We start from the raw sequence: 17,454 nt of genomic DNA on the forward strand, positions 1-17,454 counted from the left end.
AAATAGCCTGCTTCATCGAGGGCAGTCGTTTCGCCTCAATTCTGTGTTTTTATCGATCTTTAAATGTAATCTCATCTGTTGACAAACTATAACCCCCTAGGTCATATATTGATATGGCGATACATCTATAGAGCCATTAACATTAATCTCATAAAACTCAACAGTAAATTTATTATCCTCCCATTTAGTAATGCAGAAAACTGGTCGATACATAAATTCATAATAAGCCGATGGCTAAACGTACTTCTCATGGCATCCTTTTTGAAAATGAACATCTAATTAAATCTGCTGGAATACAGGCTGCAAAAGAATTTTTTGTGACTGGTACCTGGCATTCACATCCAACAGGCTCTAGCCTGCAGCCATCTATTATTGATAAGAATACTATGTTGCGAATTATTTCGGTGATTAAATCGACCAACTGCTGCAGGGCGACAACCCAGTCGATTGAGCCGACTTCATCGCATAGCAAATAGAACAGTCCGCCAATGGACCGTTGATCAGTGCTCTGTCTATGCTGCCAAGCGAGCAAAATATATCGTGAAAACACAATCGTTGTGTGACTGACAAGCATGTCGTACGACCGGCCTTGAAATTCCTTTTACAGGCGCAGCAAGGACTTGGCGCATTTGAAAAATACTTCAATCTCCCAGCGCATCTTGTAAATTCGGATGATATCGGGGGCACTCAAGGTCAAATCCGTCGAGAGAATTGCCAGCCACTCGTTCTTCTTGGATCGATGACGGACAAACACGACACGACTATTACGGGAATACCGGGGACAAGCTCCGTACGAATGAGACGCAAGATATTGCGGTTCTTACCTTCTACCTGCGGTGCGGCTATATACAGGGCCTTCAGGCATAGTCTTTGCCCGTTCACGAGGTAACGCTTGTTATCGTTCTTTACCATACCGATCACATGCATCCCGCGATTTACGACTTCTTGAATGAGCGGCGCATGTGTAAACCAACTTTTCATAAGTTGCGTAAGAAGCAGACATGCCAATCGCAACCAGCGTGCGAAACATCATAAATCTTTACCCATGAAGGGTTCATGCGACCGAATAATAATCCACCATTTTCAATTTTTGAATTTTCTTTTGTCAATGCACATATTTTATCTAAAGCATCACTAGACACTTCGCCACGAAAGCAGGAAAGAAAATAACAGCCCTTATTCAACGTCAACTTCAGCAATGGATCACTGGTTTACCCAACTACATCAAGGCGTATCTACCCATTTCAAGCTGCGAAAGTTGAGTTAATAACGCCTAGATTCAACAAACCTTCTCTAACAGCTCTTGTCCAGATGTGTGAGGATAGGTGCAGAAACGCTGCGCTTTAACAAAATGGTATTCCTCCTTCAGGATCTTGAATTTTTTCCTAACTGTCAAGATTGCATTTCATTATTTCTTTCTTGCCTCCGATAATTTTAAGGGGTATTTTTATGTTTAAGTTGCCTATTTTTGGGGTCAAAGGCAAAGGGGCTGTCCCGTTTGCGAGGACAACCCCTTCTTTGTTATCAGCGAACACCGATTCTTCTTACTCCATTACCCTTTTACGGCACCAGCCGTAATCCCCCGGTTAATTTGGTCAGTAAAGCCCAGATAAACAACGATGGATGGGATGCAGATAATCGACAACACCGCGAATTGGGCGCCGTAGTTAGAAGAATATTGCCCCATGAAATAAACGACTGCAAACGGAAGCGTCCGCAGCGAATCTTTATCGATGTAGTTAACAGCCATAATGAACTCGTTCCAGCAGCTCAGGAAAGCAAGCACGGATACGGTGGCGATAGCTGGCTTGAGAATCGGCAGGATAATCCGATAGATCATGCCAGATACATTGAGACCGTCAATAACAGCCGCCTCTTCGAGCGCGCGCGGAACGGACTCCATAAATCCAGTGATGATATATACACTGATAGGTATTTGGAACGCTGCATATGGCAAAATGAGTGCCCAATAGGTATTTAAGATGTGAACCTGATGAAAAAGGCTGAAGCTCGGCAGCAGTGTAGAATAAATCGGGATGATCATTGCCGCCATAACAAGAGCTAGAACTGGCTTGCGCAGCCGCCACCGCATTCGTGTAATCGCATAGCTCAGCGGGACAGAGCACACCACAATCAACGCAATTGAAACGGTAGAAATCAGCACACTATTCCAGAATAGAAGCGGAATATGCGCATTTTTGAATGCATCCGAGTAGTTCTTCCACATCGGTGGATTAGGCCATTTTAGAATGTCAGAACCGAAGAAATCACCGCTCTTCAGCAAGGAGAAGTCAAACAGCCAAATGAGCGGAAACAGCTCCGCAGCTACTAGAAGAATCATCAAGGCGGCGAAGATAATTCGAAGAATCGAAAAGCGGGTCCGGGTTGACTGCTCTCTTATTTGCGGCTTCGCAGTTTGTAATTGTTTAACGTTCATCGGTTATCCCTCTACTTCTCGGCTCAAGGCTCGGTTCATGATGACAGTGACGATCAGACAGATGACGACCAATAGAATGGAGATCGCATTTCCATAGCCGTAAAGACTTTCCCGGAATGCCTTGGAATAGAGATAGGTCGACATAAACTGCGTGCTGTTCGCAGGTCCTCCGCCTGTCATTAGATAGACCGTTTCCATCTGTTTGAATGCCGAGACGACAGCGAGCACCAAATTCACTCGGATCACAGGCATCAGCAGCGGGAATACAATTCGCATGTTCAATTGAAACTGGGATGCGCCGTCAAGCATGGCCGCTTCATGCAGATCCTTCGAGACACCTTTAATGCCCGCATAATAGAGCAGAAATGCATAACCGAAGCCCTGCCACATGCAAACAAAAATGATACAAATGATCGCCCACACCGGATCGCCCAGCCAATCCTGCTTCCAATCGGGGAGATGTACGATATCGAGCAACCGGTTCAGCAGACCGAACTGCGTATCAAAGATACTGGTCCATAACTTCGTGGTAACGAATGTAGAGATGATAGCCGGAATAAAAATACAGATGCGCAGAAACTTTTCATAGCGTCCGCAGTATTGCACAAGCATAGCGATCAGGATTGAGAATGGATGCTGGATAAGAATCAAGCCGGCCGCAAGCAAAATCGAGTTTAAGAGCGACTTCCAGAATATGCTGTCTCCCCCGAATATGTCTGCATAGTTGCTGAATCCCACATACTGGTAAGTACCCACGCCCTTCCAATCCGTCAGACTATAGTTAAAGCTAAATGCAATTGGAATGAAAATTAACAATGATATGAGCAGAAGGCCCGGAGCAACCAGCCATATTATCGTTTTTTTGTCGCTCAAGATTTTGTGCATATGTCTCCACATCCAATCCTAGATTATCCCTTAAAACAATCAGGGACAGCGGTAAATCGTCGCCGCCCCGTTGTTATATCTCTAAGTTACCCTTTATTTTCCTAGCGATTTTTTGGCTGCATCATTGATTGCTTTGGAGAACTCATCAGGATTGATTTTGCCGCCTTCCAGCTGTTGCAGTGAATCATAAAACGTCTTCTGCGTGTCGGCGGTGAATTTGTCCTGCGCCTGCGTACCGGAATAGGAAGCTGCGCCGTTGAAGATTTTGCTGAGGTCCTGCTGAACCGGTGTTTCTTTGCCGGTCAGGAACTGATCGTATTTCTGAGCTGGGAAGGTAATACCGTTCTGCCATACGCCCTTCGCCCAGTTCTCAGGCTTGAACATCCAGGTCAGGAATTGGATCGCTTCCGCTTTGTGCGGAGACTTCGCGGATACGGAGTAGCCTCCACCGAACCAAGCCGTCAGATCATTGGCCGAACCTTTGCCGCCTTCGATAGCCGGCAGTGCGAATGCACCCATATTGTCTCGAACTTCCTGCGGGAAGTTGGTGTCCGTAGCCATCCCCATTTCCCACTCGCCCATCATGTACATAGCCGCTTTACCTTGACCGAACATGTTGCGGGCTGTGCCGTAGTCCTGGTTCAGGAAGCCTTTGCCGAACGCGCCTGCGTCAACCCACTTCTTCATAGCCGTCGCGGCCGCTACTGTGTTTGGATCATCGAAGCTGCCGCTGCCGTCCATTGCTTTCTTGGATACATCCCAGTTGCCGGCGTAACGCTGCAGAAGCGTTTCGAACCAGATGCCTGAGGTCCAGGCGTCGCGGCCGTCCATTGCGATCGGAATGATATTCATCGCCTTGAGCGTATCGATCGCTTTCATCAGATCACCTTCCGTCTTAGGGACCTGAATTCCGTTATCGGCGAAGATTTTCTTATTATAATAGAGGACAGAGAAGTCGGAGTTCCGTGGGAAGCCGTACAGCTTGCCGTTGAAGCTGAAGCCTTCGAGCGCCGCGTCGATGAAGCCTGCGTCCGCCAGCGTGCTGCGGTCGATCTCGGCGAGAGCTCCACTGTCTACGAGAGGCTTCAGGTAGTTGTTGTTCCCCCACGACGTAATGATGTCGGGAAGCTGGCCGGAAGCGTTGTATACTTTGATTTTGTCCTGAAACTGCGGGTCCGGTGAGAGCGTCTCTACCTTGATCGTTACATTCGGATTTTCCTTCATATAGGCATCGATCAAGTCCTGCTCCATCTTGCCTTGTCCAACCGTACGGTCGGAGTTGTTCGTGAAGAAGCTAAGTGTATATTTCTCTGCAGCCGCGTTTGAATTTGAGGCCGTATTGCTATCTTTTGCTGTATTGCCACTGTTTGACGCCGTATTGTTGGCTGCATTTGTACCGCATGCGGCCAGCAGTCCAACCGATGCGATAAGAACAGCCATGCCCAATCTTGATTTCTTCCAGGAAAAACCTTTCATTATATCCCCGCCTCATTTTGTTTGTTGTTTCTTCCTCATTATAGAAACAGATGTGTCTCTTTGAAAGATCCCATTCTTCAGAAGCTTTTGTACAGATTTCATATCAACGGCTCCAGCCTCCCAGACTATTCCAATATTTTCAGTCGATGCGTTAATAATTTGTTCGTTTTTTCGATTTATTTGTACATTCATGCTATATTTGCGCTGCTGCTACTTTCTAACATTGCATTCATATGTGAAAGGATTATAGTAAGAGATATCATTGACTAGCGGAGAAGGATACACGAAATGTATACAATTTTAAGGAAATGGTATTTGGATCTGCCGATCCGCAGAAAGATTCTGCTTTGGTTCGTTCCTCTTCTTGTCGTAACCATTATGGCTACGGGCCTCTATTCCTTTCGTATCGCATCCAACGAAATCACGGACAAGATGGAAGCAGAGCAGCTCAATACAGCTAAACAAGCGATTGACCATCTGGATTTTATTGCACAGGATGCTGTCAATATTTCCAACTATTTGTTCCTTACGCCAGAGATTCAAGCCTTGCTGCGGCCCGATCCAGTAGATGGAGGGTACGTCACGAATCAGACCGTCTTCGACTCTATCAACCGGCTCATGGTGACGCGGCCCTATTTTCAATTCCTGACCGTGTACTCGACCCATTTTGCTCCGATCCAGTTCAATAATAAAGGACTCTCCTCCGCCATCCCCTTCGAGGAATACAGAAGCGTCTACGATTACGAAAACATATTAAAAAATCCCAAAATCGAATCGTGGAGTGTGGAGGTCCCGGGCCGGAAGAAAAGTATTTTCTATGGCGATACGAAAATCAAACTCTTGCTGACGAAAGTTCTCAAGAACAACTCGACTTACAAACCGGAAGGCATTCTGCTGCTGGGTATCGACGAGAAAGATATTCGCAAATCGTATACGCCTCCAGAGGGAAACGTTGAAATCGCCGTCGTTAATACAGATGGTACCGTGCTGTCGGACAGTTCAGGGAAGTGGGTCGGCACCTCAATCAACCAAATGCCTTATTTCGATGGGGACATTCAGAGTCCGTCGCAGATAGGCGGTAAGATTGACACATCGAAGTGGGTGTTCGCCCATGTCGAATCCGCCATTACCGGCTGGCATATACTCGTCGTCCAGCCGCGCAGCGAACTCTTGAAGCAGCTGAACCGAATTACCTGGGTGACGGTATGTATCGTGTTTCTTACCCTCGTGCTGAGCGTGTTCGTTTCCTTTGCGGTTTCCGGCGTCATCATCGATCCCATGCGTAAAATTTTGACATCGATGAAGAAATTCCAAAAGGGCAATTTCTCAGAGCAGGTTGACCTTGAAGGACAGGATGAAATCGGTCAGTTAGGTGCTGGGTACAACATTATGGTGCAGCGAATCAGGGAACTCGTCGATGATGTGTATTCCTTTGAGCTCAAACAAAAGCAAGCCGAACTGAAGGTGCTGCAATCTCAAATCAACCCTCATTTTCTGTATAACACCCTGAACACGATCGCGTGGACGGCACAGAAGAATGGGGACCGCCAAGTCGGTGACATGATTTATGCGTTGTCTGGAATCTTCAAGCTCAGCTTGAACCAAGGCAAAGATATCATTAATCTTCAACAAGAATTCAAGCTGCTCGAGCATTACCTTTTCCTGCAAAAAATGCGGTCGCCAAATAAACTGGCGTACGAGTTGAACCTTTCCCCAGAGCTTGAAGACTATGCAGTGCCAAAGCTGCTGCTTCAGCCGCTGGTTGAAAATGCCGTCGTCCACGGCATCGAACCGCTGACTGACGAGCTTGGTTTCATCGAGGTAAATGCATCCATTACAAGTGGCTCCATTACGATAGAAATTACAGACAATGGCATTGGAATTACTGCAGAGAAGCTGGAAGAGCTGCTCCAGATATCCCGCGAGGGAAAGCCCCCGCCTGGAAGCGAAGGCTTCGCGATTGCCAATATTTGCAAACGGATAAGAATATATTACGGTGAAAGCGCAGCGTTCAATATTCAAAGCATACCAGGTTCAGGCACACGGGTTCTGCTGGTATTGCCAGACAACAGGAGGTAACGGACAAGATGCTGAAGCTGTTAATCGTGGAAGATGAAGAAGCGACACGCGAAGGACTACGATCACTGATCAACTGGGAATCGCTCGGCATAACCATTTCCGGTCTAGCCGCGAATGGGATGGAAGCACTTCGAATGTTCGAGGCGCTTCCGGCTGATCTGCTGTTAACCGATATTCGCATGCCCCTTATGGATGGCTTGCAGCTGATCGCAGAGCTGCGAAAACGCGGTCATGATATACCTTGTGTGCTGCTGTCGGGTTATAACGAATTTGAGTATGCTCAGCGCGCAATGCGAAGCGGAGTATCCGACTATGTCATAAAGCCCTGCTCTCCGGATGAAATCCTTGCGGTATTTGCCACCCTCACAGCCCGGATTGCCGAGGAGCGCCGGCACACGGATGAGCTGAAAGGTTTGGCTCAGCAGCTTCATGTGCATCTGCCGCATGCCAAAACTCAACTATTCCGCCAATGGCTGAACTACCCGGCGATGGTAACGGAGAAAAGACTTGAGCAGATGAAAAGCGTAGAAATGGCCATTGGATACGAGCATGTGATCGTCATGACATTCCAAATAGATAGCCGCATGCTGGAAAACTTGAACTACGACGAGACAGGCACGCAGCTGCTCAATTTCGCAGCGGCAAATATTATTAAGGAGTCCTTGGAACATGCTCTTCTGCAGCCCATTGAGATCGTCCAAGAAGGCGATCTTATTGTGGCAATCGGCAATGGACTCATTGAATGGATTGGAGATAAACTGCACACTGGTTTGGTACTGGTCGCAGCTAATTTGAAGCAATTTCTTAATCTGACGGCCAGTGCAGGGATAAGTCGTTCTCAAACCGACATCAACAAGCTGCACATCGCTTATCGTGAGGCACTTGAGGCGCTCGAGCTGAGATTCTTCCGGGGTGCGGGTCATTATTTCTACAGTGAAGCTGCAGGACAAAAGAAAGAATCACTGCCGGATTGCATTAACCCTGTGGAGCTGCTCAAGCTGGAGCAATCGGCATTAGAGCATATGCGGGGAAGTTTGTATGCCGAGGTGCTTAACGATACGGAACGCTGGCTCGCCGCCTTCCAGGCGGATTATCATCAGTCGCGTAAACAGATAAACGGACGGGCGCTTTTGTTTCTGAACAGGCTGCTCCATGTTGCACAGGAACGTGACAGCAGCGAGACAGATCTGTTGGGCTATTTTGACCAGATCAGCGAGCAGCTGCAGCTCAACGAGACCCTAGAGGAGTTATCCGGCTTCGTCTACGGTTCAATCCGTCGGATCGTAGAAGTGCTCAACCCGCAGAAAGCGCCAAAACGCAAAGTTCAGCAGGCACTCGACTATATCGAGGAGCACTATCGTTCATCGGGGCTTTCACTCGCCGGGGTTGCCAAGGCACTGTTTGTTTCCAGCACGTATTTGTCCACCTTATTCAAACAAGAACTAGGCGTCAACTTTCTGGATTACGTTCACCAGTACCGTATCGAGAAGGCCAAGGCACGTCTGCAAGCCGGCGATCAAAAGATCCAGACCGTTGCCCGCGAGGTCGGCTACTTCGATGAAGCCCATTTCACGCGGACCTTCAAAAAATGGACGGGCACTCTGCCCTCCCAATATAAGAAGGAGCGACTGCAGCGAAGCTGATTGATGATCGCATTTGGCAGACTCTCAAAGCCTAAGTCCCGTATTAACCGGGTTAAAGCCTTTTTATTCTCCCTTGGAAAAAATTCCGCCTAGTTAAAGGCGGATGCTGCGCTCTTTTTTTAAATAAAGATGTCTATAGGTTTTATAATATGGGGGAGAATATGCGTGCTGCTTGCTCCATTATGCGCTGTGGATAGGAGCGCTGTTCCAATTCTTCCATAAGCAAAGGTACGGAATCATTTAGATCGCGCTCAAATTGCTCTGTGAGTTCCCACGCCGCGCCGGTAATGTACAACATTTCAATTACCTCATAATTCAGACGAAAACTTCGCATATCGTGCCAATGCCGCAACCTTTACGTCCGGTGCGCTGGTGATTGGGATAAGCAGCTTTCTTCCGACGTATATGCAGGCGTGATGGGTCATTCAGCTATCGTAGCGGGCTTTACACTGACCGTAATGACGGTAGGATGGCCGACAACTATTCCGAGAACGGTGTAACTAGCCAGCTGTATGGTGCTTAGCAACAATATCTTTTCGGCTTTCGTTCAGAATCGGACAAGTGGTAAAATTGGAGTATAAATAAAGAAATTATCGGCATAAACTAAAAAGAGCCTTCGCCGCTGTAACGGCAAAGACTCTACGGACAAAAAAGCTGTGGTTGAACCCCACGGCGCGCTAAGAATGAATCTAAGCGAAACCCACCGTTAGGCGACCAACCTTACGCGGTGGGTTTTCGCTTGTTTAGTTTCCGTTTCATCCATCGATAGAGCTTCCGAATACTAAACACTAGACTTAGTATCTAATTTGGTAAACATGTCCGAAAGGGATCTGTTGATTTCCTTACAAATTCTTAGTGTCAGAAATGAGAAAACGGCTTGCCATTAATTAGGTTAGCCGTTTTTGTATGTAAGATCCTCAATATCCCGTACGGGTATATACATCACCCCATAAGGCTGTCGTAACTTCAGGATAGCCTTATACGGATTGCTGGGCTAGTCTCCCTTGCATTGCAGTAGCCGCGATCTTAACGTTTCTGCCATTGTATTGAACCAGTTTGCTGAGGAAGAATGGAATGACCCCGGCGTAAAATAGTGGTTTTCTTCTATGTATTCGATATGGCGATTAACTTTCTCTGGCATGGTTTCTGCTGACCAGTTTTCTTGCAAAGCCCTTCTTATAAAATTTAAAGGTGATTTAACGGGCCTTGGTGATTGTCGTATTATTAATAATAATTCTAATACTCGCTCAAGCGGAAGCGGCTTCAATAGCTCATAAACTGGAAACAAATATCTGAAATCTGCTCTAGTTGAAGCAGCCCTTTCCGTTGCAGCGTCAAAAACCTACCTCGTTGCCATGTAGTACAGCAGCACGAAAGGGTAAAAAACCGAGCAGCAATAAATGTAGCCCATGCTATGTTAAGAATTGCCTCCTATCTCTTAACTCGTAACAAAATGTATGCAGACTTAGGGGAAGATTACTTTGACAAACAAAAGCAACAATCTATTGTTAAGTACGCCGTTCTGCACCGTTCCGACGTCATAAACAAACGAAATGATTCCGCTCACGACGGTGTGAACCGAGTGGCACTCGATTACCTTCGGACCGACCTCATAGTTCGGCTTCGCCAAATTGCGGCCGGAGCGGATGACCCAAAGCCCGCTTTGTCGTTCGAAAGTGCACTCTTGTAACGGCGCTGCTGATCGGCAAACAGCTGTGGAATTTGCTTTTTGAAGACAGCCTGCGCAAAAGGGAAAGAGTAAGCCTCCGCATAAGCAAACGCGGAGGCTTCGCATTGCTGCGTATTCACAGAGCTATCCTATTCGGATGGAACATTAATCACTTTATGCTCAAACAGCCATGTAACCGATTCTTTGATGGATTCCAGAGAGCTATACTTAGGCTGGTATCCAAGCAGCCGTTTTGCTTTTTCAATACTACAGTTGGGACTGTGCGCAATGTGATCCCAGGTCGCCTGAACCTCCTGCTCGGTTACGGTAAGGCGCCATTTCTCCCATGGGAGAAAGGATAGATTCGCCTTTTTACCGAACCATGAAGCGACTGATTCGGCATATCCCCGCAGGGTCACTGCCGATGGGGACACAACATGGAAGCTCTCTCCGACGGATGCTCCCCAGTTCTCGATCGCTTTCTCGAACGCTTGCGCCACATCGTCTGCGTGAACGTGATGAACGGTTTCCATCCCGATATTCGGTAACGCCACTTCCGCTCCCGTAGCCAAATCGGCAAAAACTTTTGGATTAAAATGTCCGGCCGGATTTAGTGGGTTCCATCCCGGACCGACGATATGACCCGGATGAAGCACAGTTGCTGGAAAACGTGAGCGTCGTGCAAAATCCAGCAAATACTGCTCGATTTGGGCTTTCTGTATGCCGTAATTCCCAAAAGGTCTTCTCGGCTGGTTTTCGGTAATCGGAACTTCTACGCCGGGACCGTGCACCCAAATGGTGCCGCAGCTGATAAAATGGCATATTTCGCCCTTCAAAGCTTCCGCAAGCTGTTTCGTGCTGTCCAATTCAAAGCTGATCATGTCTATTACTACGTCGGGCTTTAATCCAAGGATCTTTTTCCCGAATTGACCGCTTGCTTCTTCAGCAGTCCGGTCTGCAGCAATTTGCAATACTTCCTTCCATGCAGCGTCAGGAGAGTACGGGGAATGTTGCCCCCTGCTGACGTTGACTACTTCGTGTCCCGCTCTGACAAGTCGCGGAACGAGATACGTTCCGACATGACCGCTGCCTCCAATAATGACAATTCGCACGTTCGTCACTCCTCTGGTTAGTGTTAACTGCATAACAGCTTTGGTGCTAGTATTTCAATTGTAATTATATTGAAAGCGCTACCTCAAATTTATATATAATATATAAACATTCGTTATTACTATGGGAATTTCCTCCTATGATTAAAGTTTTAGACCATCTTGATACTGCAAAACAATAACGACTGCCACTGATGCCCGTATTACCGTACCCATTTTCTGTTTTCGCAATTTGTCTCCGTTTAATAACACGGTCATCTTTCAGTTATTATTTTTAATATCGCTCATCGTTTCACCCACATCACTACAAGCTGCAACCTTGAATAGTCCGGCAGATGTTGTTTTGAAGAAAAAGTATCCCAAAGAAAGAATCGCCTTGGTAAAGTCAGCAGATATCAATTATGACACAAGAAAATTGAACATTTCATTTTGACTGAAACAGGCAACTTTTATCTTGTCAATTCAAAGGGTATTATCGTATTAGTAAGCGTATTATCCTTCGAACACTCAGAAAGAAGTATATCGTTTGAAGAATGGCTCTCTTACCAAAGTCCTCGATATTGGTTCAGACCATCGGTAACTGAACTGGTTCAGAAAATCAGTTAATTATAATGTAATAGAGCCGGTAGGATATTCCCTATCGGCTTTTTTTCATTTCGATATGTTTGCTGTGACAGCTACGCTGGTATTACCCCCAATATGTGTGATCTTTTCATGCGCATTGTAGCGATCACTTTTGTTTATACATAAAGCCTGATGTCTAGCTCCCATGATAGATCATTCCCTTCATCTAATTGATCGGAGACGATAATTTAAAAGTGGTAGCAGCAGTCTAGGAATTATGGAGATGGCTAGAGCCTTTATGCGCATATAGAGCGCGTTAACGCTATGCTGCGAGTGAGATGTCCGATATAATAAAAAATGGAAGCGAAGTCCTAATAAAAGGAGTGGAGTAGAGCATGTCGAAGCAAACGATCAAATGGGGAATACTCGGTCCGGGCGGGATTTCATCCACATTCGTCAAGGATCTGGCCTATACTGCTGGCGCGGAGCTTATAGCCGTCGGCGGAAGGAGCCTGGAGAAGGCGGAACGCTTCGCCAAGGAATATCATATTCCGCGGGCGTACGGCTCGGTTGAACAGCTTGCCTGGGATGCCGATGTCGAAATCGTTTATGTTGGAACGCTGCATCCCGCGCACAAGGAAAACGTGCTTGCCCTGCTGCGCGCGGGCAAAGCCGTGCTATGCGAGAAGCCGTTCTGCATGAATGCGGCGGAAGCGAAGGAAATGATCACCCTTGCGGGCGAAAGCCGTATTTTCCTGATGGAAGCAATGTGGACGCGCTATCTGCCTCCTATTCGCAAGGTGAGGGAATGGCTTGCCGAGGGCAGGATCGGCGAGGTGAGGATGCTGAAGGCCGACTTCGGCTTTAATATCGGCTGGCAGCCGGAAAGCCGCTTGCTGGACCCCGCGCTAGGCGGCGGCGCGCTTATGGATGCTGGCATTTATCCGGTCTCGTTCGCGTCGATGGTGTTCGGTGGGCAGCCGGCCAAAATCATGAGCAGCGCGAGGATCGGCGAGACTGGCGTGGATGAGCAGTTCTCGCTGTTGTTCGAATACGAGGGCGGGCGCACGGCGGCCTTGAACGGAGCCGTTCAGCTCGGCATGGTAAACGACGCCTATATCTATGGAACGAACGGCTATATCCATGTTCCGAATTTCCTGTTCGGCAAATCGGCCTCCCTTCACGTCGCGAAGGAAGAACCCGTTGCGTATGAGGATGACCGTCCATCGAATGGCTATGCTTTTGAGGCGGAGGAAGCGATGGCTTGCTTGCGCGAGGGTAGATTGGAGAGCGCCGTTATGCCACTCCAAGAAACGCTTGACATTATGACTACGCTTGACGAGATCCGGCGGCAGTGGGGTCTTCGCTATCCTGCGGATGGATTAGTGTAATCATTTGAAATAATGGCTTTCCAGTTAGCTCAGGCACCTTACATGGATTTGATGTAACGTAGATTGGCTAATGTCCTCTAGGGTAATCGAATGTCTCATCCGCAAATCTTCCCTGTCTATGTTATTTCATAAATGCAAACAAAAGGTGCTGGATTTGATTCTTGGCCAGCACCTTTCTATCAGTTTGTGTAGATCTTAATGGGCTACATAATCATATTATTCCGCCTCGTTATTACCTTGTTGATTTGGAGACCAGCTATAAGTAAGCATCAATAAATGAGAAAATGCTCTGCTCCCTAAATATGGTTTGGAAAAAGCATCATTTCTTTTCGGCTGCTGCCGATACGTTTTTAAAAGAAATTCAGGCCAAATTTGGCGAATGATCAGGATTTTATTCGTCAACCAAACCGGAAAGCATATCGATCCGCTGTCGGTACTCTTCGACGAGCAGATTATCTTTCCATGAAATCTCTTGCAACTACTCGTGCTGTTTGGCCACGTCATTATCCAACAGGCGCCAACAAAATAGTTATGTATCGAATTTTTACCCTCATTTAACTATTGTTATGTATCGAAAAACAATTGATTTAAGTGATTTTTCAATACATAACTTATCTTGTAGAGTAGAGAACTGAAATTTCATTGGAGGGCGAAATCCCTCTTCTTTACTGTTCCAGCTCCCCCTGCATCACCGGACGTGAGGTTTTCCCTCATCCGGCTTTCCGATGTTCTTCTTTCTTCCGCGTTACGGTATTTTCCTAGCCTACAAGTTTCTTTAATCCAGAATGCCCGGCAACAATCCCCACTAGTCTGGAGTCACTGTGCTTCTTACGACGATTTCGCTTCTTATTCCAGAACAGCGTCAGTCTTTTCCGAATGTACCAATCGATTTTATTCAGGAATTGATCTGCAAAGGAATCCATTGCATAGTAATTTCTCCACCCTTGTATTTTAGGGTTGAGCTCCTTGACCATTTGGTTCATTGTCCAGAATAGTCGGTTACGTGGCTCCGTGACTTCCTTTATCTTTTCCTTCATCTTCTTCATGGCTTTCTTCGAAGGATAGCTTCGTAGAATGTAGCTCACGATCTCGATGTTTCCATGAAAAAAAATGACAAAAGAACGGCTCTGTTCGCAAGGTTTGCGGTAGAGCCGTTTTTCGTCATCTAACTCCACAGCCTAGTCCCATTTTTGTAAAGATATTTGTGGATGAGGATCAATGGCGGACGAACACGCCTATCCCGTTAGCCACTGAGCGCTCTGAGCCGTCGGACGGGGTGTTTTTCACGGTTACCTTTTGCTCCCCGGGCTGCAAGGCAGCGAGAGTGGAGGAGCCACCGCCGTCCAGGTTGACCGCGTCGTGCGCGCCGAACGACCACATCAGCTGGGCCAGCTCGCTGACACTCATTCCGACGCTTGCGGCAGCCCGGCCGTCTAACACCGCCAGATATACGTGCCTGCCGTCCTCGCTGACACCGGCCGAGGTCCTCGGCGCTAACGTTGTGTCGTCCAGACTGTTCAACGGCTGACCGTCACGTAGAATCGGGAACCCGCCGACAGCAAACTCGAAACGCGGAGCGTCCTTGGTGACAAGACGGTAGTCGACTTTAACCCGGTCCCCTAGCTTGAAACCGCTGAGTTCGTCGACTCCACCCTCGCGGCCGACCAGGACGATAGTATCATCCGGGATCACACCGGCACCGGGCTGAGAATTAATCGAGGTTACGATACCGTTCTGAACCGTAATTTCCAGGGTGTCGGTGCTGCATAGGGCATTCCGGTTAGTATCCGTTCCGCAGGTCGGCCTGACCCGTGAGGTGGCACCCCAATCGTGGGTGTACACACCGACTCCGTTGACCGGTAATGCATACTGATTGAGACCGTCGAGGTCGAATAAACCATTCTTGGTCCGCACCTGGCCTTTCAATGTTAAACTGGACACTCGGGCCCGCCCGTCGACGCCCAGCCCGAACACGTCCTGCGTTGACGTGCCTGCAGGGAGGCCGGGGCCAAAACGCTGACCGTTGGGAACGGCCGCCTTAAGAGACTCGCCATCGGCAATCTCCGGTCCCACCGAAGAGTTGGTGGGCGCAACGCCCTCATGCGTTTCGCTGATATTGAAGAAGTCGCCATTCACCCCGGCTACTGCGTGCTGTTCGTCAGCCATCTGCGACACCGGTTCCCGCTGAGCTACAACGTCCGGGTGCAGCAGATCTAGCTCAACCTTCGGGTTGTTCAGGTCCGCGTCCACCAGGTGCCCGGCAGCAGATCCATGTGACGTGATTACTCGAAACGACCGGTACGTCACCCCTGGCGCCACCTGCTCGGTTCCGGTAAACTGGACGGTGCCATCCTCCGAAGAAACTGCAGCATATGCAGTGGTCGCCTGCGGCACGAGCACGCCCTGCACCCCGCCGTAAACACTTAGAAGCAGCGTTCCCATTGCAATTAAAGCAAGCGTTCTTTTACCGGTTGTTGTTTTTGCATTTTTCATCTATTATTCCTCCTATGAAATAATGAAGTATGTACCAATTCCTTCCCTTTCTTCCGTTATGCTTAAAACATAAAAATTATATACTAGATTTGTATTTTCATTGTTTGTTGATTGATAAAATTTTGTAAATTCAAAAGAAGTATGGTATTTTCAAAAGAAGAATTTCACGGTAAGCGGAAAATCATGGTACTGAATCGACCATGCCGGCAGCCTTTGAATTGTTTATTGATTCACAATCAATTCAACAAACCTGCCCGTCCCTCGGTTTTAAGGGTTTTTCTTACGTTTACTCGCTCCTTCGCAGGGGTTAAGCTTTATGTATCCAAAATGCCATTTTGTTAAATAGAGGAGTTTGTCGCGGAATAAAAAAATCCCTGCCGAGTCCAGCAGAGATTTAAGAGACTATGAAGATACCTGAATAGTTCAAAGATGAGGATACATGGACGTGCGCGAGCTGTCCCAAAAGCATGTAAGCGCTGTAATGCCTGCTGTTGCTGCATCGCAACTTTTATAGCCACATGTGAGCGTCAACTTGATCCATATAGTTATATCTGTTTCCGCATCCTCTGAGTCAGGCGGCGACGGACGACTCAGTACAGCGGTAACTCGTTGGATCGGGGACGAATTCGGCAGGGATTTGAACTAAGCGGAAAAAACTTAGAGTCCAACATGCGTATCGTCGAGGCGATCAGCCTCATCGAATGTGGCCCGGTTCGTCAGCTCAATCGGCTGATTATTCTCAGGGAAAATTTGGACAATTGGGGATGGAGCGGACTCCCCCCAGGAGTATCGTCGTCCATTCCAAATAACAATGGAACGATGAGCCCTATGATTTGGCTTTTGGACCGTTAGATGCTATCAACATACACAACAATTACCACTTAGAATCGAACGGATGGGGGAGACCCACGGGATGCAGCTTCGCCAGAAACTTAGATGTCAACGGGGGGACAACAAGCTGTCATGAACGGAGTCATGATTCGCATGTTCCATCGTGATGACGACATTTCCCTTTTTGTGTCCTTTGTCGACATACCGGTGAGCTTCAACGATTTGTTCGAAAGGAAAACATCTGTCAATGACCACTTTCATCTTCCCCGCCTCTGCAAGTTTCTTGAGGAAATTCAGAGCTTCAGCCGTTTCGGGCGGATTTTGGCCAAGAATCAATTTCTTTCCGCTTGTCAATTGAGTCCATAGCATTCGAATGCCTGGTAACGGTTCAGTAGCATTTAAATAGATTCCTGCTTTCTTTAGTGATTTCATACAAGCTGAAAAGGAACTCTTGTTTACCGCATCAAAAATAACATCAAAAGCCTCTCCACGATCAGAAAAATCTTCCGCCGTGTAATCAATGACCTCGTCGGCTCCAAGAGATTTCAGTAATTCTAAATTGGCGGTACTGCATACTCCTGTAACCTTTGCCCCGAAATGCTTGGCAAGCTGTACGGCATATGTACCTACGCTTCCTGAAGCTCCATAAATGAGAACTTTTTGTCCACTTTGAATGTTAGCTTTTCTAAGATAATATAATGCCGTGCGTGCCCCAATGGGAATGGCCGCGGCTTCCTCATAAGTAATATTGTTGGGTTTCATGGATATCGGTCCATCTACAGGCAGACACCTATATTCGGCATAAGCACCTGACCCTGCCCCGAATAGATAGACACATAGAAAACCTCTATAATATATACGTGGAGGGATTTAATAT

General features: G+C 47.5%; 9 protein-coding genes and 2 pseudogenes. 3 read left to right on the forward strand and 8 right to left on the reverse strand.

Translation table 11 applies throughout. The annotated features are described in order from the left end of the window. Positions 1-397 precede the first annotated feature (397 nt). From ACFPYJ_RS00895 to ACFPYJ_RS00910, 4 genes and pseudogenes are all read right to left on the reverse strand, one after another. Positions 398-1,012 (reverse strand): annotated as a pseudogene (locus tag ACFPYJ_RS00895) (IS4 family transposase); the annotation flags it as partial. Between the two features lie 540 nt (positions 1,013-1,552). Continuing rightward, the gene (locus ACFPYJ_RS00900; protein WP_379186141.1) at positions 1,553-2,437 is read right to left on the reverse strand and encodes a carbohydrate ABC transporter permease; all 885 of its coding nucleotides are present in this window, start codon (positions 2,435-2,437) and stop codon (positions 1,553-1,555) included. Positions 2,438-2,440: 3 nt separating this feature from the next. Beyond that, positions 2,441-3,322, reverse strand: coding sequence for a carbohydrate ABC transporter permease (locus ACFPYJ_RS00905; RefSeq protein WP_379186143.1), 882 nt, complete (start codon positions 3,320-3,322; stop codon positions 2,441-2,443). A 93-nt stretch (positions 3,323-3,415) separates the two neighbouring features. Continuing rightward, the gene (locus ACFPYJ_RS00910; protein WP_379186144.1) at positions 3,416-4,798 is read right to left on the reverse strand and encodes an ABC transporter substrate-binding protein; all 1,383 of its coding nucleotides are present in this window, start codon (positions 4,796-4,798) and stop codon (positions 3,416-3,418) included. Between the two features lie 288 nt (positions 4,799-5,086). Here ACFPYJ_RS00910 and ACFPYJ_RS00915 point away from each other — a divergent pair, with 288 nt between their 5' ends. Next, complete coding sequence (locus ACFPYJ_RS00915) at positions 5,087-6,877, forward strand: cache domain-containing sensor histidine kinase (protein WP_379186145.1); 1,791 nt, start codon at positions 5,087-5,089, stop codon at positions 6,875-6,877. A gap of 8 nt (positions 6,878-6,885) precedes the next feature. Beyond that, the gene (locus ACFPYJ_RS00920) at positions 6,886-8,520 is read left to right on the forward strand and encodes a response regulator (protein ID WP_379186146.1); all 1,635 of its coding nucleotides are present in this window, start codon (positions 6,886-6,888) and stop codon (positions 8,518-8,520) included. Between the two features lie 1,818 nt (positions 8,521-10,338). Here ACFPYJ_RS00920 and ACFPYJ_RS00925 read toward each other — a convergent pair. Further along, complete coding sequence (locus ACFPYJ_RS00925) at positions 10,339-11,301, reverse strand: NAD-dependent epimerase/dehydratase family protein (RefSeq protein ID WP_379186147.1); 963 nt, start codon at positions 11,299-11,301, stop codon at positions 10,339-10,341. 956 nt (positions 11,302-12,257) lie between these two features. Here ACFPYJ_RS00925 and ACFPYJ_RS00930 point away from each other — a divergent pair. Further along, positions 12,258-13,253: a Gfo/Idh/MocA family protein gene (locus tag ACFPYJ_RS00930; RefSeq protein ID WP_379186148.1), complete on the forward strand. Its 996-nt coding sequence runs from the start codon at positions 12,258-12,260 to the stop codon at positions 13,251-13,253. A 758-nt stretch (positions 13,254-14,011) separates the two neighbouring features. Here ACFPYJ_RS00930 and ACFPYJ_RS00935 read toward each other — a convergent pair. The 3 genes and pseudogenes from ACFPYJ_RS00935 to ACFPYJ_RS00945 all read right to left on the reverse strand — a co-directional run. Beyond that, the gene (locus ACFPYJ_RS00935; RefSeq protein ID WP_379186150.1) at positions 14,012-14,428 is read right to left on the reverse strand and encodes a group II intron maturase-specific domain-containing protein; all 417 of its coding nucleotides are present in this window, start codon (positions 14,426-14,428) and stop codon (positions 14,012-14,014) included. Between the two features lie 40 nt (positions 14,429-14,468). After that, entirely contained in the window at positions 14,469-15,746 is a 1,278-nt protein-coding gene (locus tag ACFPYJ_RS00940; RefSeq protein ID WP_379186151.1) for a phosphodiester glycosidase family protein, read from the reverse strand. Between the two features lie 939 nt (positions 15,747-16,685). Further along, positions 16,686-17,387 (reverse strand): annotated as a pseudogene (locus ACFPYJ_RS00945) (NAD(P)-dependent alcohol dehydrogenase); the annotation flags it as partial. Between the last annotated feature and the right edge of the window lie 67 nt (positions 17,388-17,454).

This window comes from Paenibacillus solisilvae, from assembly GCF_042656405.1.
Lineage (GTDB): Bacteria > Bacillota > Bacilli > Paenibacillales > Paenibacillaceae > Paenibacillus_Z > Paenibacillus_Z solisilvae.

Excerpts from the sequence above, each read along its gene's own strand:
- ACFPYJ_RS00900 (WP_379186141.1), bottom strand. The coding sequence starts at position 2,437 with ATGAACGTTAAACAATTACAAACTGCGAAGCCGCAAATAAGAGAGCAG.
- ACFPYJ_RS00905 (WP_379186143.1), bottom strand. The coding sequence starts at position 3,322 with ATGCACAAAATCTTGAGCGACAAAAAAACGATAATATGGCTGGTTGCT.
- ACFPYJ_RS00910 (WP_379186144.1), bottom strand. The coding sequence starts at position 4,798 with ATGAAAGGTTTTTCCTGGAAGAAATCAAGATTGGGCATGGCTGTTCTT.
- ACFPYJ_RS00915 (WP_379186145.1), top strand. The coding sequence starts at position 5,087 with ATGTATACAATTTTAAGGAAATGGTATTTGGATCTGCCGATCCGCAGA.
- ACFPYJ_RS00920 (WP_379186146.1), top strand. The coding sequence starts at position 6,886 with ATGCTGAAGCTGTTAATCGTGGAAGATGAAGAAGCGACACGCGAAGGA.
- ACFPYJ_RS00930 (WP_379186148.1), top strand. The coding sequence starts at position 12,258 with ATGTCGAAGCAAACGATCAAATGGGGAATACTCGGTCCGGGCGGGATT.
- ACFPYJ_RS00940 (WP_379186151.1), bottom strand. The coding sequence starts at position 15,746 with ATGAAAAATGCAAAAACAACAACCGGTAAAAGAACGCTTGCTTTAATT.